This is a genomic window from Pseudomonas sp. TE24901 (assembly GCF_054058375.1).
In genome coordinates this window covers 1-17,439 of sequence record NZ_JBSSAF010000005.1, presented here as the reverse complement: position 1 = coordinate 17,439, position 17,439 = coordinate 1, and the positions used below count along the sequence as shown (strand labels likewise).

Below are 17,439 nucleotides of genomic sequence, written 5' to 3'. Positions count from 1 at the left end.
GACACAGGAGGCGCCCAATGCAATATCTAATCCTGTATTTCACCCACACCATCAGGGACATCAGCCCTTGGTGCACATTTATCGAGAACCTGCAGCCCCAGCTCGCCAGCAGTGGCGTCGGCCGATTTGATAGCGACGACATGGCAATCGACGGCGGCGACTGCGAGGCAGTCTTTCAAGGTGCCGATGCCAAGGCGCTATTCGCCTTTATCCTTGCGCATATTCAAGGGTTGGCTTTTCTACAAAAGCCAACGACCAGGGTGGAACTCGTCTTCGGGGCACTTGATGGTACTGCGAAGCTGCACACGTTCAACTTGTGGGATGAGCTACCTGCAAGTTGAACTCAGCGCACTTTAAGCACGTTAGGCCCCTCGATATTGATACCCTCAACCGTTCTAGCGGACTGGCTCTGGATAGAAGTTTATGTTAACTGGCTTGAATCATCTTACGTTGGCCGTTGTGAACCTCCCTCGCAGTATCGAGTTTTATGTGGCTTTACCCGGTTTCAGGCTGGCTGCGCGCTGGGACACGGGGGCTTATCTGTCCCTTGGTGATCTATGGCTTTGCCTATCGTTAGACGAGAGCCGTGCGGCGCAAAAGCCACCTGATTACACCCACTATGCGTTTTCAGTGGGGCAAGATGATTTTGAAGCAGTCACCGCTGACTTGCGGCTTCGTAACGTGATTGAGTGGAAATCCAATTCGAGCGAGGGCAACTCGTTCTATTTTTTGGACCCCGATGGGCATCGCCTGGAACTGCACGTAGGCAGCTTGGCTTCAAGGCTTGAGCAATGCCGACGCCAGCCGTATGCAGGTATGGAATTTTTTGACTGACTGTATCGATTTTGATGCGTCGACTAAGGGAAAAGGAATGGACCTGTCCAAACTCGACAATGCAACGCTAATTGAAAAAATTGGCTACATCTATGAGAACGATCACCCGCTATGGACGCCATTGTGCGTCATTCTGAATTCAAGCGGTCTTGGGTTTGTTGACCGCTACCTGTCTAAAAAGGCAATGGACTTTGAGCTGCGACAACTCCGCCAGCTCATTGCCGAGCTTGAAAAACGCGTGCCACTTTCCACACCTTCGGATTCGCCAGACCTCATCCCTGCACTGCGCATCTCTCTCAACGCTATCAATGAATCACTGAGTGAAGAGAAAATCCGAGTTTTTGCATCCATCCTGGGCAATCTCTGGAACCAGAAAACAAGTCACTGGGATGCGACCTCTCAAACCCTTCGCCTCGTACGTGATCTGGAAGATATTCATTTCCTGGTGCTTTCAGAAGCACAAAAACTTCACGGCGCAGGAACTGGCAACGGTATGTTTTCTGTGGGCAGGAAGCTCTCACTCGCCACGCGTTCAATTGAAGACCTGCTGCCCAGCGATCTGGACCCTATGTTGATTGAGTCTTGCGTATCAGATCTTATTGCCAAAGGGCTTCTGAACGACTCGTTCATCAGCAACAACTCACCAGAAATAGATATTCAATTCTCCCCCACGAAAGCGCCTGTGACGTACTCCATATCTGACCTTGGCCTTTGGCTGGTCAAACAGATAACCCCGGCAACTAAAGATGAGGCATCCCCAAACTGAATCTCCACGGCTGAGCGCGTTGGTGTTCCAACGCGCATTGTCCATCCGCCCCACTCCCCTTATCCTCAACGCTCCCCGTCCCCCGCGAACACGGAGCCGCCATGGACCTCGCCACCCTCTCCCTTTTCCTCCCCGCCTGCTTCGCCCTGAACATGGCGCCCGGCCCGAACAACCTGTTGTCGGTGAGCAACTCCACCCGCTACGGCTACCGCACTTCGTGCCTGGCGGGAATCGGGCGCCTGCTGGCCTTCGCCGGGATGATCGCGCTGGCTTCTGCGGGTTTGGCGGTGGTGCTGCAAACCTCGGAGCTGTTGTTCTACGGGATCAAGATTCTGGGGGCGGCGTATCTGTTTTACCTGGCCTTCCAGTTGTGGCGGGCCAATCCCCAGGCAGAGGCGGAATCGGCTACGGCCAAGGTGGGATTGTGGGCGTTGGCGCGTCAGGAGTTTCTGGTGGCGGCGGGCAACCCGAAGGCCATCCTGATCTTCACCGCGTTCCTTCCCCAGTTCGTGGTGCCGGGCCAACCGATCACACCGCAATTCGCCCTGTTGGGTGCGATGTTCCTGGCACTGGAATGGATTGCCATCAGTGCCTACGCCTACATGGGCCTGCACATGCGTCGCTGGTTTGCCGAGCCCCGTGGCAAGCGGATTTTCAACCGTTGCTGCGCGGGGCTGTTGTCGGCGGCGGCGACGGTGCTGCTGATGGCACGCCGGGCTTGAACCCGAAGGCACTCAAGCGCTTGATGCCACACGCGTGGTGATTGCTGCGAGCCATTGCGGCTGTTGCTGAATGAGCGGCATCAGCCCGTTATGGCCCGCGTCGGGAATGACCAGCAACGCCTTGTCTTGGGCGTGGGTCGCTGCATCCAACAGCCGCTCGGGGATTTCCAGCGGAATGACGTCGTCCTGCTCCCCGGCGATCACCAGCAGCCGGCCCTTGAATCGGCTGAGAATATCCCACGCATCGCTATCGGCCCAGCTGCGGTGCTGGCGGATGATCGCCGAAAACAAAGGGCCAAACGGCACCTTGTAAGCCTCTGGGGTGTAGATGCCCGGCACCACCAGAACCAACGTCTGGGCTTCCAGGGTTTCACTCAACCGCACCGCGTTATAGGCCCCCATGCTGATGCCGATCAAGGCGCTGGGCCGCACCCCGCTGTGCCGAATCACGGATAGCGCCTGCTGCTCGCGCCGGTGAAGGGAAGAGTCGGCGAACACACCACCAGTTTGCCCATGACCGATGCAGTCCAGGGCCGTGGAGCCAATGCCCTGTCCATGCAGAGTGTGTCGCACGTCGGCGAATACCGAGCGGCAGCGCGCACCGCCGCCGTGAAAGCAAAACAGATGAGGGTTGCGTTCGCCTGTCAGGGTATCAGCGTGCAGCGTGTGGTTTTCGAAGGGGACGGTGAATTCGAGCGGTTGCATGGGGTGCAGGATTCCCAGTGGGCAGGCAGCCAGCGATTATGCCCGATCGACTGTCGACAAACCCCCAACATTGGCAGCGATATTCCGATACTGACCTTTGAAATACAGCAACGGCTGCGCTCCAGGCTTTTGAAGGTTCAACGCTTTAACTTCACCAATCACGATCAGGTGATCACCCGCCGCGTGCTCGGCGTGAATTTCACAATCCAGCCAGTGCAGGCTGCCGGCAATGATCGGGTTGCCCAACGGCGACGTATGCCAGTCCACGTTGTGCCATTTGTCCGTGCCTCGCCGAGCGAACTGATTGGAAATACCCACCTGTTCGCCTGACAGGATGTTGACTGCGAAACGACCGGCCTGGCGGATCCTGGGATAGCTCGCCGAACTGGACATGACGCTGAATGACACCAGCGGCGGGCTCATGGACACGCTGTAGAACGACTGGCAGGTAAAGCCTATCGGCTCGTCATCAAGGTGGGAGGTAATCACCGTGATACCGGAGGCGTAGTGCCCAAGCGCTTCGCGAAAGTGCAGTGGCTCGATAGCGGTAGGGAGACGTGACATAGAAAGCCTTGAATAGTCGGTGGCGTTCGAAAGGGCAAAGTGAGCACGGAAGAAGGCCGGCGAGGGTTAACTCCACCGCCCTCCTCCGGCGTTCGCTCAGCCTCTGTTCAACAGCTCTCTGCGAACGATGTCTGCACCGGCGCTCAGGGCGTTCAGCTTGCCTCTTGCCACATGACGAGGCAGAGGCGCCATGCCGCAGTTCGTGCACGGGTAAAGTTTGTCGGCATCCACAAACTGCAAGGCTTTGCGCAAGGTATTGGCAACTTCCTCGGGTGTTTCGATGGCATGGTTGGCCACGTCAATCGCGCCGACCATCACTTTCTTGCCGCGAATCAGCTCAATCAACTCCATGGGCACATGGGAGTTGTGGCATTCGAGCGAAATGATATCAATGCTGGATTTTTGCAGCTTGGGGAACGCCTCTTCATATTGGCGCCATTCCGAGCCCAGGGTCTTTTTCCAATCGGTGTTGGCCTTGATGCCGTAGCCGTAGCAGATATGCACGGCGGTTTCGCATTTAAGGCCTTCGATTGCACGCTCCAACGTGGCAACGCCCCAGTCGTTTACCTCATCAAAGAACACGTTAAACGCGGGCTCATCAAACTGGATGATGTCGACACCGGCCGCTTCCAGCTCCAGGGCTTCCTGGTTGAGGATCTTGGCAAATTCCCACGCCAGTTTTTCACGGCTCTTGTAGTGGTTGTCGTACAGCGTATCGATCATGGTCATCGGGCCAGGCAGTGCCCATTTGATCGGCTGGTCTGTTTGCTGGCGCAAGAACTTGGCATCGTCAACAAACACCGGCTTTTGACGCGCAACGGCGCCCACCACGGTCGGAACGCTCGCGTCGTAACGATCACGAATCCTGACGACCTCGCGCTTCTCGAAATCCACGCCACTGAGGTGTTCAATAAACGTCGTCACAAAGTGCTGGCGTGTTTGCTCGCCGTCACTGACGATATCAATGCCCGCCTGCTGTTGCTCTTGCAGCGCCAAACGCAGGGCGTCTTGTTTGCCTTCAACCAACTCATCATCTTGCAACTTCCAAGGCGACCAGAGTTTTTCAGGTTCTGCCAGCCAGGACGGTTTAGGCAAGCTGCCAGCGGTTGAAGTGGGTAACAACTTTTTCATCATGAACAACCTTGTACGTTTAATTAATCAAAGCGCGCAATGAGCGGACCAGTGTTCAAGCAAAGCCTGGTAAGGTTTGATGAAGTTCTCTTCAACAAACTTCCCCTGCTCGATGGCCAGGCGACTGCGTTCTTCTCGGTCATAGACAATCAGTGTCAGCGAGTAATCCTGGTGACTTAAACTGGGCTGGTAGGATTTACCGGCGGCCGAATTCGCGTTGTAGATCTCAGGACGGTAAATCTTCTGGAAGGTGTCCATTGTGCTGATGGTGCTGATCAGTTCGAGGTTCGTGTAATCCCCCAGCAAGTCACCCGAGAAATAGAACGCCAGCGGCGCAACACTGTTGGGCGGCATGAAATAGCGAACCTTCAAGCCCATTTTCTGGAAGTACTCGTCTGTCAGCGAGTATTCGTCCTGCTGGTATTCCCCCCCCAGCACAGGGTGCTGGTTTTCTGTCCGGTGGTAGGTCTTGCTGCTGGAAACACTCAGGCAGATCACCGGCAGCTTGTTGAAGTTGGCCTTGTAGGCGCTTGAGTTCACGAAATGCTTGAACAGCTTGGCGTGCAGGTCGCCGAAATTGTCGGGGGTGCTGAAGCCTGCGCGGTCCTTGTTATGCCCCAGCAACAGCACGCTGAAGTCATAATCGCGCACATAGGAGGAGAAGTTGTTTCCTACAATCCCTTCAATACGCTCGTCCGTTTTGCGATCGATAATATTGGTTTTCAATAGTTCAATCAGCGGAATGGGTTTACCGGTGCTGTCGGTATTGACGTCCATTTCGACGGAGATGATTTCGAGTTCAACCGAATAACGATCGCCTTTTGGGTTATCCCAATGCGCCAGGGCATTGAAGCGGTTATCAATCATCCGCAAGGTGTTGCGCAGGTTTTCCTGGCGGCTCTTCCCGCGCGCCAAGTTGGCGAAATTGGTGGTAATGCGCGTGTTTTCGGAGGGGTGATAATGTTCGTCAAATTGAATGCGCTTGATAGCAAATGTAAAGTCTGTACTCATTTTAATTTCACACCCGTACACCCGAAACAACACCTGAACTTATCGACTGATAGCTTCTGGTCTTGCTCAGCAATATTAATAGTCTCAATCATTAAGGCTATTTTAGGTCGAGCCTTTGCTTGATAGATAATGAATTGATTTCACTGAATCTTTAGCGCTCCTCATGGTGTGTACGATTGCGCTCAAACCTTCAACTGTCATGATTTGCGCCCATGCTTGAAGGGCAACAGCACGGACTCACAGCAGCCAGGCAAGGAGCATTTCAATGATTCGCAAGGCACTAGTCTCTGATGCAAACGCCATTGCCCAGGTGCATATCCGCAGCTGGCAAGAGGCCTACCGTGACCTGATGCCGGCCGACTACTTGAGCGCGCTGGATACCACCCTGGCTCGGCGTGAATCGCTCTGGGTTCGCTCGATTGAATCGGGCGAATCCGGCGTTTGGGTGGCGGAGCGGGACCAGCAGGTGGTTGGCTGGGTATCTGTGGGAGACAGCCGCGATGATGACGCCGAGGTCAATACGGGTGAAGTCATGGCCATCTATGTCTTGGCCGGGTACTGGCAAACGGGTGTCGGGCGGGCGCTATGGAACGTCGGCGTGCAGCATTTACGGCAGCAAGGTTTTACGCGAGTGACGCTGTGGGTGTTGGCGCTGAATGAACGGGCGATTCAGTTCTATCGCAACGTAGGATGCGTCGAGGAACCTGGCAGCGAGCGCAATCTGATAAGGGGCGGTGTTAGCCTTGCGGAAGTGAGGTATGGGTTGCTCTTGCCCACGTAAACTGGCCTTGTTCGCGCTCCGACACATAGACACCCGGTTTCGCAGGAGGATCCTCCTTGTAGTGAGCGAGCTTGCTCGCGCCAGCCAACACAGATACCGCGATTCTTCAGGCAGATTGGCACCGCTCAATTTTGGATTGCGGCGCGCCCGGCGCAGGGCAAGTCTGCTCACTACAGTTATACGAGTCGGATGATCGGAAATCCGTCTTCCACGCCTGGCGCGCCGTTGAGGTGCAGCGCTGTAAATACCTCCTGCGTACACTGGCCCCACAGCGCGAACTTTGTCGCCGACATGCCATCCTCCTCCCGCACGTAGGTCGCATCGGCGCCAGCACGAAGCAACAACAATGCTATTTCACTGCCCTTCTTTTTCCCCCGGGAGCACGCAACCAACAACGGGGTAAGCGCTAAGTCTCCAGGCTTATCCAAGGGCGCCCCCAGTTCAATCAAGAACTTCACCATCGGAATCCGCAGATGGTCCACGGCGGCATACATCGCATCATCGAGGGTGGCTCCGGCCTGGATCAGCAGTTTCAATTCATTGATCTGGCCATTACGGGCTGCCGATTGTATGGCGGTGTCACCGTACCGGCCGATAGCGTTGACCTGCGCGCCACGTTCCAACAGCAGCTTGACCAATGAAAGCCGTCCGCAGCCGCATGCGCTGATCAGGGGGAAACCATGCTCATCGCCTGTTGCAGCATTCGCCCCGAGGTCCAGTGCTTGACGAACCAACACCTCGTTCCCGTAATGGGCCGCCCTGATGACGATACGGTCTACGTCTTCTGCAAAGTCATAGTCAGGGCCCAGAATCGGAAGAATGTCTTCCAGGGTACCGTGCCGGGTGACGTCGCCGATAAGCTGATCGCGTTGATAACTCATCCTTGTCTCCAAAGTGCTTTCCGTGCCTTGGGTTGTAGCGCGAGTTCCAAGAAACAGCAAGTCAGTCACCCTGAGTTGATCAGTCGGGTGTTTCAGGCAGTACGAGCCTAATGCTTCAACACTGCGACTATATAAAAAGTGTCCCTGGCCTAGGCGCTTCGATTGGTAGAACCGACGCCGACTGCCGATTCTTGGCCGTAGGAGATATGAACGCCGCGCCTCGCTTTGGATAGGGCTGTCACATGATTTCCTTCAACGTGACTGAGGCTTGGGGTTAGCACACATCGCAAACCAATGGTTCTACGAAATGCGTCAAAAGTGGATCTTTTACTGATCCATTTATCCTCTATAGTCGCCCAGCGCCCTAAACATTTAACAGTGTTCGTTAGTTCATTGACGGAAAGTTGATATGAAGTATAAAAAGTATTCCATGGGTCTCGGCGCGTCTGCCCTTTTAGTGTTGTCAGCGCTGCGCCTGTCCACTCACCAACCCCCTACCCGGGAAGATTTTGTAAAATACCCCTCTCTACGACAGCACTGGTTCACGGTATACGACTCCCGCAGCAACCTTGCAGACGATAATGAGGAAGGATGCAAGCATTTACACGAATGGCAGGCAGCCAATGAGTTACCGGTACTGGACAATTTGATGAATCAAAACCTGGGTAAATAGCTAACAGCGGTAGTTCGTAGCATCCCATGCTTCACGTCTAGCGTGATTAAACCGATTGCTAGTTATACGACTCCACAGCATCCACCACTTGCGCCGCCATTCCTTCAACAGCGCCCTCCCCGTCAATCCGCAGAACAGGCACCGTCTGCTCCGTAATCCACGCTTCGTGCCGCGCTCTATTGCGCCCGGAAAAGTGGGGATCGTCATACTGCGAAGCCCATTCGCGAAAGGCTACGTGTATCTCGTGCATGTCGCCACCGGGAGCAATGCGATCACCAAAACGTGCCTGCTCACGTGCTGCCAGCCGCTTGAGGCGCACCGGCGTTGGTGTGTCCACAAATACGATCAGGTCGGCCTCGGCGATCAACACATCACCCCACACGTTGCACGAGCCCGTCAGTACCCAGTCATCGTCCCCGCATGTTTGCTGAATCAAGCTCACGCGATCTTCAGGCGCACGCTTGGTGGTGTACGGCGGGTCCGTGGGCATCCAGTAAAAGTCATCGACATCGACTTGTCGCAAGCCGAGCAACGTTGCGAGGGCGCGCCCCAGCGTCGTCACGCCCGAGCAGGAAGCGCCGGTGATGTAGATCCGCATGTGCTCTCCATGAATGTAAAACGGCGTTGGATGCTACAAGAAAACTCGGCCGCACACCTTACAGGCCAACAATGACCGTTTGTGTTCGCCATCGCCCATGCCATCGTGCGCCAACCTCGTTACACTGCCCCTCCACCTCACGAACGGATTCGACTGTGCGCCGCTACTCAACTGCCCTCGGGGTTCTGGTTCTTGGCCTGCTGGCCTACCTGGTCATCACCTTCTCTATCACCCTATGGCGTAACCCGCACAGCCTCACTCTGTTGATCGGCGGCTTCTATGACGAAGGCGTGATATTTCCTAAAGACCCGGTCAAAGCGGCAACCTGGTACTTGCGCGCAGCCGAAAATGGCGAGGCGCTCGCCGAGTACAAGACCGGTATCTTTTTCTTTGAGGGCAAAGGTGTGCCGGCTGATAACGCCAAGGGCTTTGAGTGGATGACCAAATCCGCCCAGCAGGGATTCCCGAGCGCCGAGTTTTACCTGGGATTTGCCAATCTGAATGGCCTGGACACACCGGCTGATCCGGCTCAAGCCGCAAAGTGGTTTCGCAAAGCCGCCAAACAAGGCCATGCCAAGGCCCAATACCATCTCGCAAAACTGTATGCGTCAGGTAGGGGTGTAAAGACCAACGACCAGCGCGCTTTTTTCTGGGCGAGCAAGGCGAGTGCCGCCGGTATCGTCGACGCTCATTTGCTGCTGGCAAGCCTTTATTTATTGGGACGGGGTACGCCGGTCGACCTTCAGCAGTACGTGAGTCTACTCACGCTGGCAGCCAACGCTGGCAACACCGACGCCTACGAAATGCTCGGAACCTCCAGCCTCGACGGAACCGGCATGCCTGTTGATGCACTCGCCGCCGTGCAGTGGTTCACGCGCTCTGCCGAGCAGGGCCGGGCCAATGCACAGTACATCCTCGGCAGACTCTATAGCGACAGCGGTAAATTGCCGGTCGACTATCCGCTGGCAAACCGTTGGTTTTTGAAAGCGGCCGCACAAGGCCACGCCTTCTCAACCGCGACCCTCGCGATGAATATGGACACCGGCCGCGGTTTTCAGCGCAGCAAGGTCAAGGCGTGCGCGCTCCTGCGCGTTGCGCTGAAACAGCGTCCGCCGAGCCAGGAAGAAGACATGCGCAGTCAACTGGAACACGAGGAAAAGAGCTTGTCGCCGCAACAATTTGAGCAAGTTGCGGCGCTGGAAACCCTCTATTCAACGCCCGAGGGACTTGGGCAATTGTCTGGTGAAATATCCGGCGAACAATAAGCAGACAGATCGCAGGCTTACCTCCATGTAGAACTGACGTTGCTCGCCATCCTGGACGAACGCTTTTAAACCACAGAGGAGCGCCCCATGACCCGCGATCAACTCGCCGCCCTTTACCAAGGCTACATCGATTGCCTCAACCGCCAGGACTGGGCGCACCTGGGGGACTTCGTGCACCCGCAGGTGACCTACAACGGCATCACCGTCGGCCTTGACGGCTACCGCGCCATGCTCGAACGGGACTTTCGCGAGATCCCCGACCTGGAGTTTCGCATTCAGTTGCTGGTGGCCGACCCACCCACGGTGGCTAGTCGGTTGAATTTCAAGGTCAGCCCCAGGGGTGAATTTTTCGACCTGCCGATCAACGGCAAGACCGTGACCTTCGATGAAAACGTATTCTACGAAGTCATCGATGGGAAATTCGCGCACGTCTGGTCAGTCATCGATAAGGCGGCGATAGCACAACAGCTTTGATGGAGGGCGCCAGCCATGGAGAACCCGCTGTTCACCTTTACCACCCAACCCTACCCGCCACGCCAACGCTTCGACGTGTGGCGGGAGGAAGTGAACGCGATCTTCGATATCACCATCAACGAGCCGGACGCCGCCGCCTTCAATTACCGCCTGGCCACCGGTTACCTGGGCGCGCTGCTGATGGGCTGCGGCTCCTGGGATGGCACCGGCGCCCCGGTGCCTTACCGGGTCAAGCGCTCGGCCCAGATGATCCGCCGTGACCACCTCGACCATTACTACCTGTGCCTGGGCCTGTCCCATTCGATCAACGGCACCGCAGGCCGCGCCACTTTGACGGCCGGCAATTCACAGATCTACATCCTCGACCTGGCCCGTGAACTGGATTGCCTGATCACCGCCGGCGACACGGTGATCCTCACCATCCCCCGCGACCTGCTGGCGCCGAGCCTGGGCCACAAAGACCTGCACGGGCACGTGCTGCAAGGCGGCTTGAGCGAGTTGCTGGCCGACCACATGCGCGCCTTGCAACATCGCTTGCCACGGCTGCTGCCCGGGGAAATCCCCCACGCGCAACAGGCCACCCTGGGCATGGTCTCGGCCGCCATCGCGCCGTCGCTGGCGAACCTGCACATGGCCGCGCAGGAGATCGACCACACCCTGCTCAACCGTGCCCGTCGCCTGATTGAACAGCACCTGCGCAGCCCCGAGTTGTCCCCCACTTTCCTGTGCAAGCAGTTAGGCATTTCGCGGGCGCACCTGTACCGGTTGTTCAGCCAGGAAACCGGCGTGGCAGCGTATATCCAGAAGCGCCGGTTGAACCGGGCACGGGTGATGATCCAAAGCGACAGCGGCACACGGCATCGGGTCTCCGGCCTAGCGTTCCAGTTCGGGTTCAAGAGCGATGCGCACTTCAGTCGTGCGTTCAAGCAGGCTTTCGGCTATTCCCCCCGAGAGGCCCGGGACGTGGCGGGCGTACACGCCAAACAGGGCCAGGTGAACCGGCATGATGGCTTTTCGCTGCGATCCATCCTGGGCCAAATGACACTCGCGTGAGACAGCCAGGCAAGTAATTGAGACGCTGGGACAGGAAGATTTTTTCCGCGTTTTTTTCGCCGTTTTATGATTGGCCTCAGTTTCAGAGCCCTGAATCAACGGAGGAAATCATGGCCCGTCGTGCACTTATTCGTAACGCCATCACCCCACTGGTCGCTGCTGTTTTGCTGTCGGGCTGCGCCGGTGGCAACAACGGTCTCAGCAGCCTCAACGGCCTGTCCATACCCGGTATCCAGGGCAAGTCAGGACCCGATATTTCGTTGTTCGACACCACCTACGTGCGCACCCATATCGTCTCCGGCAAGACCACTGCCCAACAGCTCAAGGCGATGTACGGCGAGCCGCAGAACCAGTCGATTGCATCCGACGGCACCGAAACCTGGGACTACTCCCCTTCCACCACCGCCAACGCCTCCATGCGGCACTTGCTCGGGCTGGTGTCCAACCATATCCCCGGCAACACCTACGACAACGCCATCGACACGCGGCGCACCGCCATTGACAACATCGCACCCGAACAACAGAACCGCCGCCTCAACATCCACCTCAACAATGGCGTGGTCAGGGACTACACCATCATGTAGCGCTCGCAGGCACAGCCATTGTCTAGACTCCATGGACCCATCCCCCATGGAGCCAGACGATGAACCACAAAAATACCCTGTGCCTCTGGTACAACGGCACCGCCCTGGACGCCGCCACCTTCTACGCCAAGACCTTCCCGGACAGCGCGGTGCACGCCGTGCACCATGCCCCCGGTGACTTTCCGTCGGGCAAACAGGGCGACGTGCTGACCGTCGAATTCAGCGTGATGGGCATTCCCTGCCTGGGCCTCAACGGCGGTCCGGCGTTCTCCCATAGCGAGGCTTTTTCGTTCCAGGTGGCCACCGATGATCAAGCCGAGACCGACCGCCTGTGGAATGCCATCATCGACAACGGCGGCCAGGCAAGCGCTTGCGGCTGGTGCAAGGACAAGTGGGGCCTGTCTTGGCAGATCAGTCCGCGCGCATTAGTCGCTGCGGTCACTCACGCCGACCCGGCGATCGCCAAGCGTGCCTTCGACGCGATGATGACCATGACCAAGATCGACATTGCCGCGATTGAAGCGGCTGTGGCCGGCCGTTAGGGTTTGGCGCCCAGCGTTTGGAACATCGCCTGGGCCGCCAGGGCGTGCACCTTGCGCGTGGGATGCCATTCATCCCAGTAGTAATGCGCATCGGGGTCGGCACAGGCCGGTTTCACCTGCGGGTAAGTGGCCTGGCAGGGCGTATCCAGGTCCTTGAAGCCGTTGGCTGCAGGGTTGGCGCGCAGCGCATTGCTGAACGCCACATGATCAAAGTAAGTGACCTTTGCCTCTAACGCAGCCAGGGCTACAGGCAGCTTTTGCTCGAGCAACTGCTGGTATCGTTTCGCGTGCTCGACCTGATTGCCCTGCACCACCGCAGGGACATGGCTCAGATCCGTGGTGCCCACCACCATCACATGCCCGGCGCCGGCAGCAATCAATTGCTCGGTGGCCTTGCGGATATTGGCCAGGCTGGTCTCGCTCAGCGCCTCGACCGACTCGGGATGGGTGAAGTCGGCCCATTCGAAAAAGTCGTTGGCCGAGATGAAAATGAAATACAGCGCCTTGGGGTCGGCCTTGTGGTCCGGCGCAGTCTTCAGGTAATCGGCGACTTGTCCCAGCACGCCGGTGTCACGCGCCGGCATCATCCAGGCGTAGTAGTTGCCATGGCCGCTCTTGGCGCCGCCGACGGCATAGTCGGTCAGTGGTACTTTCAAGGCCGTTGCCAAGCCTTCCACCGCTGTCGGGCCATTGCTCCAGCGGCCCTGCCAATACAACTCGCCCGGTAGTGCCTGGGCGTCCTTGACCTTCTGCTGCACCAAGTGCGCCGTGAAGGCAGCGCCCGCGCCGTTGTCCGAATAACTGTCGCCAAAAGCATAGAGGTGGTCGTAGGTCGACGCGCCAAAGGCGCTCGATGCACAAAAAGCCAGGGCCGTTGCCAAACACGCGCGTCGAATCATCGAGGTTCTCCCAGAGTGTCTGCAAAGACTACCCGCTCGGCAAACGCACGCCGCCGCCATTGCGACTCGGGCATAGCTGGTTGCGGCTTCGAACCGGCTATACAGATAAACCCGTGGCCGTTAGGCTTGCCGCCTAAAGATTACGGGCTGCCTGCCGTCATCCTTACATCCCTGAATGGACTCAAAGAGGCTTCTGTGCGCGTTATTTCTTCCCTGTTGTTGCTCGGTGGCATTGCCACACTGGCCGGTTGTGCCACCCAAAAATCCACGGTTGACCGTATGTTCGCCAGCACGCTGACCCAGCCCCTGGTGGAAAACAGCATTGTGCGCGAAGGCGACAACCTCAGCTTTGAATTGCTGATGCCGGAGTCCACGGCCGGTGTACGCCGCACCATGCAGTTCGAGGCAGCGTGTTCCTCACCGCAGTTGTACTTGCTGTACCTCGATGGAGCCCAACGCGTCTACCCGACCGCCGCCGGCCGCTACAGCGGTGCACGCAAGCTGTCTGCCGACCTGCGCGCTACCCTGGAGACCAACCCGACGTTCGTGCGCGCCTGTGCCGACACGCCGAAACCCGACTGGCGCCTGGTGCAGACCAACGAACGCGAGAACTGGGTGTTGATCGACGCCAACAGCATCAAGAACGTCAATGGCGAAACCCGTTTCTGGGCTGCCTTCGACAACCCGTCCGTGCTGAACGACTTGCCCTACAACGCGCCTTACGCGCAAAAACGCGAGCACTTCGCCGTGTCGTGCGCCGCCGGCACCTATAAGGAACTGGCCGGCTACGACATGGATGCCGACAACCGCGTCAGCGATGGCCGTGTCGACAGTTTCCCCACGCCCCAGAAGATCGCCGGCAGCAACGCCGACTATGAATTGCTGTTCAATAACGTCTGTACCCGCCCGGAAAAAATCGCGGCGTTGCCGGCCTTCAAGCCGCGATTGAAAGCCCCAGTGACCATCGCCCTCACGTCGGTACAACCGCAGGTACTGGCGGCGATCACCCAGTTGAACCTGGACAAGCCCACCCGCAGTTTCAAATACGTGCACATGGTCGGCACCTCGACCTACAAAGGCACCACCAGTGAGTTGTCGAGCCAATACTTCATCAGCCAGGACGGGCCCAGCGGTCAACTGAGCGTGGCCAACCGCGGCAAGGGCTATGAGTCGCAATCGGTGAGCTGGCGCAACCTGATTGAGCTGGTGACCAAATCCAGCTACGGCGGCGGCAGCATGGCCGAAAGCTCGACGGTGACCCAACTGAGCTTCACCGGTAACTGGAAAACCCTGCCGGTGGGCGAAACCGTGATTTACCAGTTCACCCGCGCCACCCTCAACAATATCGTCGGCAGCTACGGCAAGCCCAACCTCACCCGCTGCGTGGTGGAACGCGAGCTGCAAGCCAGCGAGCTCAACCCGAAGCTGCTGGGCACGGCCAAGGCCTTGTCATGCACCTACGACAAAGACGAGTACAAGCGCGTCAGCCATTGGTACTTCCTAACCGACTACGCCTACTTCTTTGAGTCGAGCACCGACAAGAACCCGTTCTACTACTCCGATTCGCGTATCGACACCTTCGAGTAAGTGACCATGAATGACGGCGTCAAGATCGACCCACGGACGGTACCCGTCCCACACTCGATCAGCCCCGAGGCCCAGGCGCTGCTCAAGCGCCTGGTGGGTGCGGACGGGGTGCCGCTGAACGCGCTGCACGCCATGCCCTCATCCCACGACCACGACGGCTGGCGCCGCCTGCAAGGTGCCGTGGCCCAGCATTACGCCGCCGCCAACGCAGGCCAGGAAGCATCGCTACGGGCCAGCCTGGCGACGATCACCCTGGGCGACGCCACCGTCCACGTCGCGACACCGGCCAGCGGCGTGGCTGACTTTGCCTACATCGATCTGCATGGCGGTGCACTGGTGTTCGGCGGCGGTGAAAACTGCCGCCTGGCCGCCGCCCGGCAGGCCGACCTGCACGACCTGGTCTGCTACGGCGTGGACTATCGCATGCCACCCGATCATCCCTACCCGGCCGCGCTGGATGATTGCCTGGCCACCTATCGCCATGTGCTCACCCGGCACGCGCCGCAGCACATCGTGATGGGTGGCCGCTCCGCCGGCGGCAACCTCGCGGCAGCGATGGTACTGCGGGCCCGGGACGAAGGCTTGCCCCTGCCGGCCGCGCTGGTGCTGTTGTCGCCGGAGGTGGACCTGACCGAGTCGGGTGACAGTTTCCAGGTCAACCGCACCGTCGATGTGGTGCTGCCCAACCCATTGATGAGTGCCAATCTGCTGTACGCCAATGGCGCGGATTTGACCCACCCGTACCTGTCCCCGCTGTTTGGTGACTTTACGAAAGGCTTCCCGCCCACCTTCCTGCAAAGCGGCACACGGGACCTGTTCCTGTCCAACACCGTGCGCATGCACCGCACCCTGCTCAAGGCCCAGGTGCCTGCGCAATTGCATGTGTTCGAAGCGATGCCCCATGGTGGTTTCATGGGTGCGCCGGAGGACTTGGAGCTGGCCACACAGGTCGCGCAATTTGTGCGAGAACAGCTGCGGCGGGCTTGACACATTCGCCAGGCTCCCCTGAAGATGGGGGCCTTACTCAGGGTGTGACAATTTATGTCTGCTACGTCGTTCGCTAACCTTTCTGCTATTGGCTTGATTGCCAAGGCGCAAGGTTGCGTAGCGCACGCCCTCAAATCGAAGAAACAGTCGCTCATGTGACCGGGGCGCGCTGTCCCGTCAGATGAGCTGACAGGACATTGAGCGCGACGGACTCCCTCCCCTTTGCACAATTCCCTCTGCCCTTCTGACGGTGACTCAAGCGGTCAATCATCAGGAGAAAGTGCATGTCAGCGTTTCAAGGTATCTGGGTTCCCGTGGTCACGCCGTTCCATGACGGTGCCATCGACTTTATCGGCCTGCGCCGGCTGGTCAGCCACCTTCTGGAAAAACACGTGGCCGGGATCATGGTCTGCACCACCACCGGCGAAGCGGCTGCGCTGAGCCGCCAGGAACAACTGGCCGTGCTCGATGCCGTGCTGCAACTGGTGCCGGCACACCGCGTGGTCATGGGCCTGGCGGGCTACAACCAGATTGAACTGCTGCAGTTCCAGGCACAGATCCTCAAACGCCCGGTGGCCGGTTTGCTGGTGCCGGCGCCCAGCTACATCCGCCCGTCCCAGGCGGGCCTGGAAACGTTCTTTCGCACCGTGGCCGATGCGTCCAGCGTGCCAATCATCCTGTATGACATCCCCTACCGTACCGGCGCGACCTTCGAGCAGGCGACACTGCTGAACATCGTCGCCCATCAACGCATCGTCGCGATCAAGGATTGTGGCGGCAACCTGGGCAACACCCTGGCGCTGTTGGCCAGTGGCGAGGTGGATGTGCTGTGCGGGGAGGACATCCAGATCTTTAACGCCCTGTGTCTGGGCGCCAGCGGCGCGATTGCCGCCTCGGCCCATGTGCACACCGAGCAGTTTGTGGCGCTGTGGCAGCAGGTCCGGGACAACCAACTGGCCGAAGCCCGGGCGACGTTTTTTCAGTTGTTGCCGTTGATAAACACAATGTTCATGGAGCCCAACCCCGCACCGGTCAAGGCCGCGCTGGCCATGGAAGGGTTGATCAACTGCGAGCTACGCGCCCCGATGCAGCCCGCCAGCGACGCCGTGAAAGCCCGGTTGCACACGGTCCTCAACCCAAACACATAACCTGTAGGAGCTGGCTTGCCGGCGATGGCGGCGGCACAGTCAACAGTGATGTCGCCTGAACCGCCGCCTTCGCAGCCTCGCTGAAGCTCGACAGCTCCCACAGGGATTTGTGCAACGACGAAGATCCACTGTGGGAGCTGGCTTGCCTGCGATAGCGGCGGCACAGCTAATAGAGATGTCACCTGACCCGCCGCCTTCGCAGCCTCGCTAAAGCTCGACAGCTCCCACAGGGAT

At 58.3% G+C, this 17,439-nt stretch carries 21 protein-coding genes; 14 read left to right on the top strand and 7 right to left on the bottom strand.

Annotated elements, in window-relative coordinates:
- The first annotated feature begins 17 nt into the window (after positions 1-17).
- The 4 genes from ACVWVP_RS11135 (at position 18) to ACVWVP_RS11120 (ending at position 2,322) form a co-directional block, all read left to right on the top strand.
- Positions 18-341, top strand: coding sequence for a hypothetical protein (locus ACVWVP_RS11135; RefSeq protein ID WP_457405821.1), 324 nt, complete (start codon positions 18-20; stop codon positions 339-341).
- An 82-nt stretch (positions 342-423) separates the two neighbouring features.
- Positions 424-834 (top strand): fosfomycin resistance glutathione transferase, encoded by a 411-nt coding sequence (gene fos, locus ACVWVP_RS11130; protein ID WP_259171532.1) that lies wholly within the window; start codon positions 424-426, stop codon positions 832-834.
- A gap of 37 nt (positions 835-871) precedes the next feature.
- A complete protein-coding gene (locus tag ACVWVP_RS11125; RefSeq protein ID WP_457405819.1) occupies positions 872-1,600 on the top strand; it encodes a hypothetical protein in 729 nt (242 codons plus the stop codon).
- Between the two features lie 101 nt (positions 1,601-1,701).
- Positions 1,702-2,322, top strand: coding sequence for a LysE family translocator (locus tag ACVWVP_RS11120; RefSeq protein WP_178920529.1), 621 nt, complete (start codon positions 1,702-1,704; stop codon positions 2,320-2,322).
- Between the two features lie 12 nt (positions 2,323-2,334).
- On the opposite strand, the gene ACVWVP_RS11115 is transcribed toward ACVWVP_RS11120, so the two are convergent.
- The 4 genes from ACVWVP_RS11115 to ACVWVP_RS11100 all read right to left on the bottom strand — a co-directional run bounded on the left by ACVWVP_RS11115 (position 2,335) and on the right by ACVWVP_RS11100 (position 5,733).
- Positions 2,335-3,027 carry an alpha/beta fold hydrolase gene (locus tag ACVWVP_RS11115; RefSeq protein ID WP_457405816.1) on the bottom strand — a complete coding sequence of 231 codons (693 nt, stop codon included), beginning with the start codon at positions 3,025-3,027 and terminating at the stop codon, positions 2,335-2,337.
- A 36-nt stretch (positions 3,028-3,063) separates the two neighbouring features.
- Positions 3,064-3,591, bottom strand: a complete 528-nt coding sequence (locus ACVWVP_RS11110) for a flavin reductase family protein (RefSeq protein WP_457405814.1) — start codon at positions 3,589-3,591, stop codon at positions 3,064-3,066.
- Positions 3,592-3,687: 96 nt separating this feature from the next.
- Entirely contained in the window at positions 3,688-4,722 is a 1,035-nt protein-coding gene (locus tag ACVWVP_RS11105) for a methionine synthase (protein WP_178920510.1), read from the bottom strand.
- Positions 4,723-4,749: 27 nt separating this feature from the next.
- Positions 4,750-5,733, bottom strand: a complete 984-nt coding sequence (locus ACVWVP_RS11100) for a DUF1852 domain-containing protein (protein WP_457405812.1) — start codon at positions 5,731-5,733, stop codon at positions 4,750-4,752.
- Between the two features lie 265 nt (positions 5,734-5,998).
- On the opposite strand from ACVWVP_RS11100, the gene ACVWVP_RS11095 reads away from it, so the two are divergent.
- A complete protein-coding gene (locus ACVWVP_RS11095) occupies positions 5,999-6,514 on the top strand; it encodes an N-acetyltransferase family protein (RefSeq protein WP_457405810.1) in 516 nt (171 codons plus the stop codon).
- A 176-nt stretch (positions 6,515-6,690) separates the two neighbouring features.
- Here ACVWVP_RS11095 and ACVWVP_RS11090 read toward each other — a convergent pair whose 3' ends face one another.
- On the bottom strand, positions 6,691-7,395 hold the full coding sequence (locus ACVWVP_RS11090) for an ankyrin repeat domain-containing protein (protein WP_457405808.1): 705 nt from the start codon (positions 7,393-7,395) through the stop codon (positions 6,691-6,693).
- A gap of 409 nt (positions 7,396-7,804) precedes the next feature.
- On the opposite strand from ACVWVP_RS11090, the gene ACVWVP_RS11085 reads away from it, so the two are divergent.
- Positions 7,805-8,068 (top strand): hypothetical protein, encoded by a 264-nt coding sequence (locus ACVWVP_RS11085; protein ID WP_457405805.1) that lies wholly within the window; start codon positions 7,805-7,807, stop codon positions 8,066-8,068.
- A gap of 58 nt (positions 8,069-8,126) precedes the next feature.
- Here ACVWVP_RS11085 and ACVWVP_RS11080 read toward each other — a convergent pair whose 3' ends face one another.
- Complete coding sequence (locus ACVWVP_RS11080; RefSeq protein WP_457405803.1) at positions 8,127-8,666, bottom strand: ATP-binding protein; 540 nt, start codon at positions 8,664-8,666, stop codon at positions 8,127-8,129.
- 155 nt (positions 8,667-8,821) lie between these two features.
- Between ACVWVP_RS11080 and ACVWVP_RS11075 the strand changes: the two genes are divergently transcribed.
- From ACVWVP_RS11075 to ACVWVP_RS11055, 5 genes are all read left to right on the top strand, one after another.
- Positions 8,822-9,931, top strand: a complete 1,110-nt coding sequence (locus ACVWVP_RS11075) for a tetratricopeptide repeat protein (protein ID WP_457405800.1) — start codon at positions 8,822-8,824, stop codon at positions 9,929-9,931.
- Positions 9,932-10,018: 87 nt separating this feature from the next.
- Complete coding sequence (locus ACVWVP_RS11070; protein ID WP_457405797.1) at positions 10,019-10,405, top strand: ester cyclase; 387 nt, start codon at positions 10,019-10,021, stop codon at positions 10,403-10,405.
- A gap of 15 nt (positions 10,406-10,420) precedes the next feature.
- Positions 10,421-11,458: a helix-turn-helix domain-containing protein gene (locus ACVWVP_RS11065; protein WP_457405795.1), complete on the top strand. Its 1,038-nt coding sequence runs from the start codon at positions 10,421-10,423 to the stop codon at positions 11,456-11,458.
- Between the two features lie 110 nt (positions 11,459-11,568).
- A complete protein-coding gene (locus ACVWVP_RS11060) occupies positions 11,569-12,042 on the top strand; it encodes a hypothetical protein (RefSeq protein WP_176995906.1) in 474 nt (157 codons plus the stop codon).
- A gap of 59 nt (positions 12,043-12,101) precedes the next feature.
- Positions 12,102-12,584, top strand: coding sequence for a VOC family protein (locus ACVWVP_RS11055; protein ID WP_259171543.1), 483 nt, complete (start codon positions 12,102-12,104; stop codon positions 12,582-12,584).
- Here ACVWVP_RS11055 and ACVWVP_RS11050 read toward each other — a convergent pair.
- Positions 12,581-13,483 (bottom strand): SGNH/GDSL hydrolase family protein, encoded by a 903-nt coding sequence (locus tag ACVWVP_RS11050; RefSeq protein WP_457405792.1) that lies wholly within the window; start codon positions 13,481-13,483, stop codon positions 12,581-12,583. The genes ACVWVP_RS11055 and ACVWVP_RS11050 overlap by 4 nt on opposite strands.
- 195 nt (positions 13,484-13,678) lie before the next feature.
- Here ACVWVP_RS11050 and ACVWVP_RS11045 point away from each other — a divergent pair, with 195 nt between their 5' ends.
- The 3 genes from ACVWVP_RS11045 to dapA all read left to right on the top strand — a co-directional run bounded on the left by ACVWVP_RS11045 (position 13,679) and on the right by dapA (position 17,205).
- Positions 13,679-15,070 carry a hypothetical protein gene (locus ACVWVP_RS11045; protein ID WP_457405789.1) on the top strand — a complete coding sequence of 464 codons (1,392 nt, stop codon included), beginning with the start codon at positions 13,679-13,681 and terminating at the stop codon, positions 15,068-15,070.
- Positions 15,071-15,076: 6 nt separating this feature from the next.
- A complete protein-coding gene (locus tag ACVWVP_RS11040) occupies positions 15,077-16,057 on the top strand; it encodes an alpha/beta hydrolase (protein ID WP_457405787.1) in 981 nt (326 codons plus the stop codon).
- A 284-nt stretch (positions 16,058-16,341) separates the two neighbouring features.
- A complete protein-coding gene (gene dapA / locus ACVWVP_RS11035) occupies positions 16,342-17,205 on the top strand; it encodes a 4-hydroxy-tetrahydrodipicolinate synthase (RefSeq protein ID WP_457405785.1) in 864 nt (287 codons plus the stop codon).
- Positions 17,206-17,439 lie beyond the last annotated feature (234 nt).

Excerpts from the sequence above, each read along its gene's own strand:
- dapA (WP_457405785.1), top strand. The coding sequence starts at position 16,342 with ATGTCAGCGTTTCAAGGTATCTGGGTTCCCGTGGTCACGCCGTTCCAT.
- ACVWVP_RS11065 (WP_457405795.1), top strand. The coding sequence starts at position 10,421 with ATGGAGAACCCGCTGTTCACCTTTACCACCCAACCCTACCCGCCACGC.
- fos (WP_259171532.1), top strand. The coding sequence starts at position 424 with ATGTTAACTGGCTTGAATCATCTTACGTTGGCCGTTGTGAACCTCCCT.
- ACVWVP_RS11135 (WP_457405821.1), top strand. The coding sequence starts at position 18 with ATGCAATATCTAATCCTGTATTTCACCCACACCATCAGGGACATCAGC.
- ACVWVP_RS11090 (WP_457405808.1), bottom strand. The coding sequence starts at position 7,395 with ATGAGTTATCAACGCGATCAGCTTATCGGCGACGTCACCCGGCACGGT.
- ACVWVP_RS11080 (WP_457405803.1), bottom strand. The coding sequence starts at position 8,666 with ATGCGGATCTACATCACCGGCGCTTCCTGCTCGGGCGTGACGACGCTG.
- ACVWVP_RS11100 (WP_457405812.1), bottom strand. The coding sequence starts at position 5,733 with ATGAGTACAGACTTTACATTTGCTATCAAGCGCATTCAATTTGACGAA.
- ACVWVP_RS11060 (WP_176995906.1), top strand. The coding sequence starts at position 11,569 with ATGGCCCGTCGTGCACTTATTCGTAACGCCATCACCCCACTGGTCGCT.
- ACVWVP_RS11120 (WP_178920529.1), top strand. The coding sequence starts at position 1,702 with ATGGACCTCGCCACCCTCTCCCTTTTCCTCCCCGCCTGCTTCGCCCTG.
- ACVWVP_RS11110 (WP_457405814.1), bottom strand. The coding sequence starts at position 3,591 with ATGTCACGTCTCCCTACCGCTATCGAGCCACTGCACTTTCGCGAAGCG.
- ACVWVP_RS11085 (WP_457405805.1), top strand. The coding sequence starts at position 7,805 with ATGAAGTATAAAAAGTATTCCATGGGTCTCGGCGCGTCTGCCCTTTTA.
- ACVWVP_RS11040 (WP_457405787.1), top strand. The coding sequence starts at position 15,077 with ATGAATGACGGCGTCAAGATCGACCCACGGACGGTACCCGTCCCACAC.
- ACVWVP_RS11105 (WP_178920510.1), bottom strand. The coding sequence starts at position 4,722 with ATGAAAAAGTTGTTACCCACTTCAACCGCTGGCAGCTTGCCTAAACCG.
- ACVWVP_RS11095 (WP_457405810.1), top strand. The coding sequence starts at position 5,999 with ATGATTCGCAAGGCACTAGTCTCTGATGCAAACGCCATTGCCCAGGTG.
- ACVWVP_RS11070 (WP_457405797.1), top strand. The coding sequence starts at position 10,019 with ATGACCCGCGATCAACTCGCCGCCCTTTACCAAGGCTACATCGATTGC.
- ACVWVP_RS11115 (WP_457405816.1), bottom strand. The coding sequence starts at position 3,027 with ATGCAACCGCTCGAATTCACCGTCCCCTTCGAAAACCACACGCTGCAC.
- ACVWVP_RS11125 (WP_457405819.1), top strand. The coding sequence starts at position 872 with ATGGACCTGTCCAAACTCGACAATGCAACGCTAATTGAAAAAATTGGC.
- ACVWVP_RS11055 (WP_259171543.1), top strand. The coding sequence starts at position 12,102 with ATGAACCACAAAAATACCCTGTGCCTCTGGTACAACGGCACCGCCCTG.
- ACVWVP_RS11050 (WP_457405792.1), bottom strand. The coding sequence starts at position 13,483 with ATGATTCGACGCGCGTGTTTGGCAACGGCCCTGGCTTTTTGTGCATCG.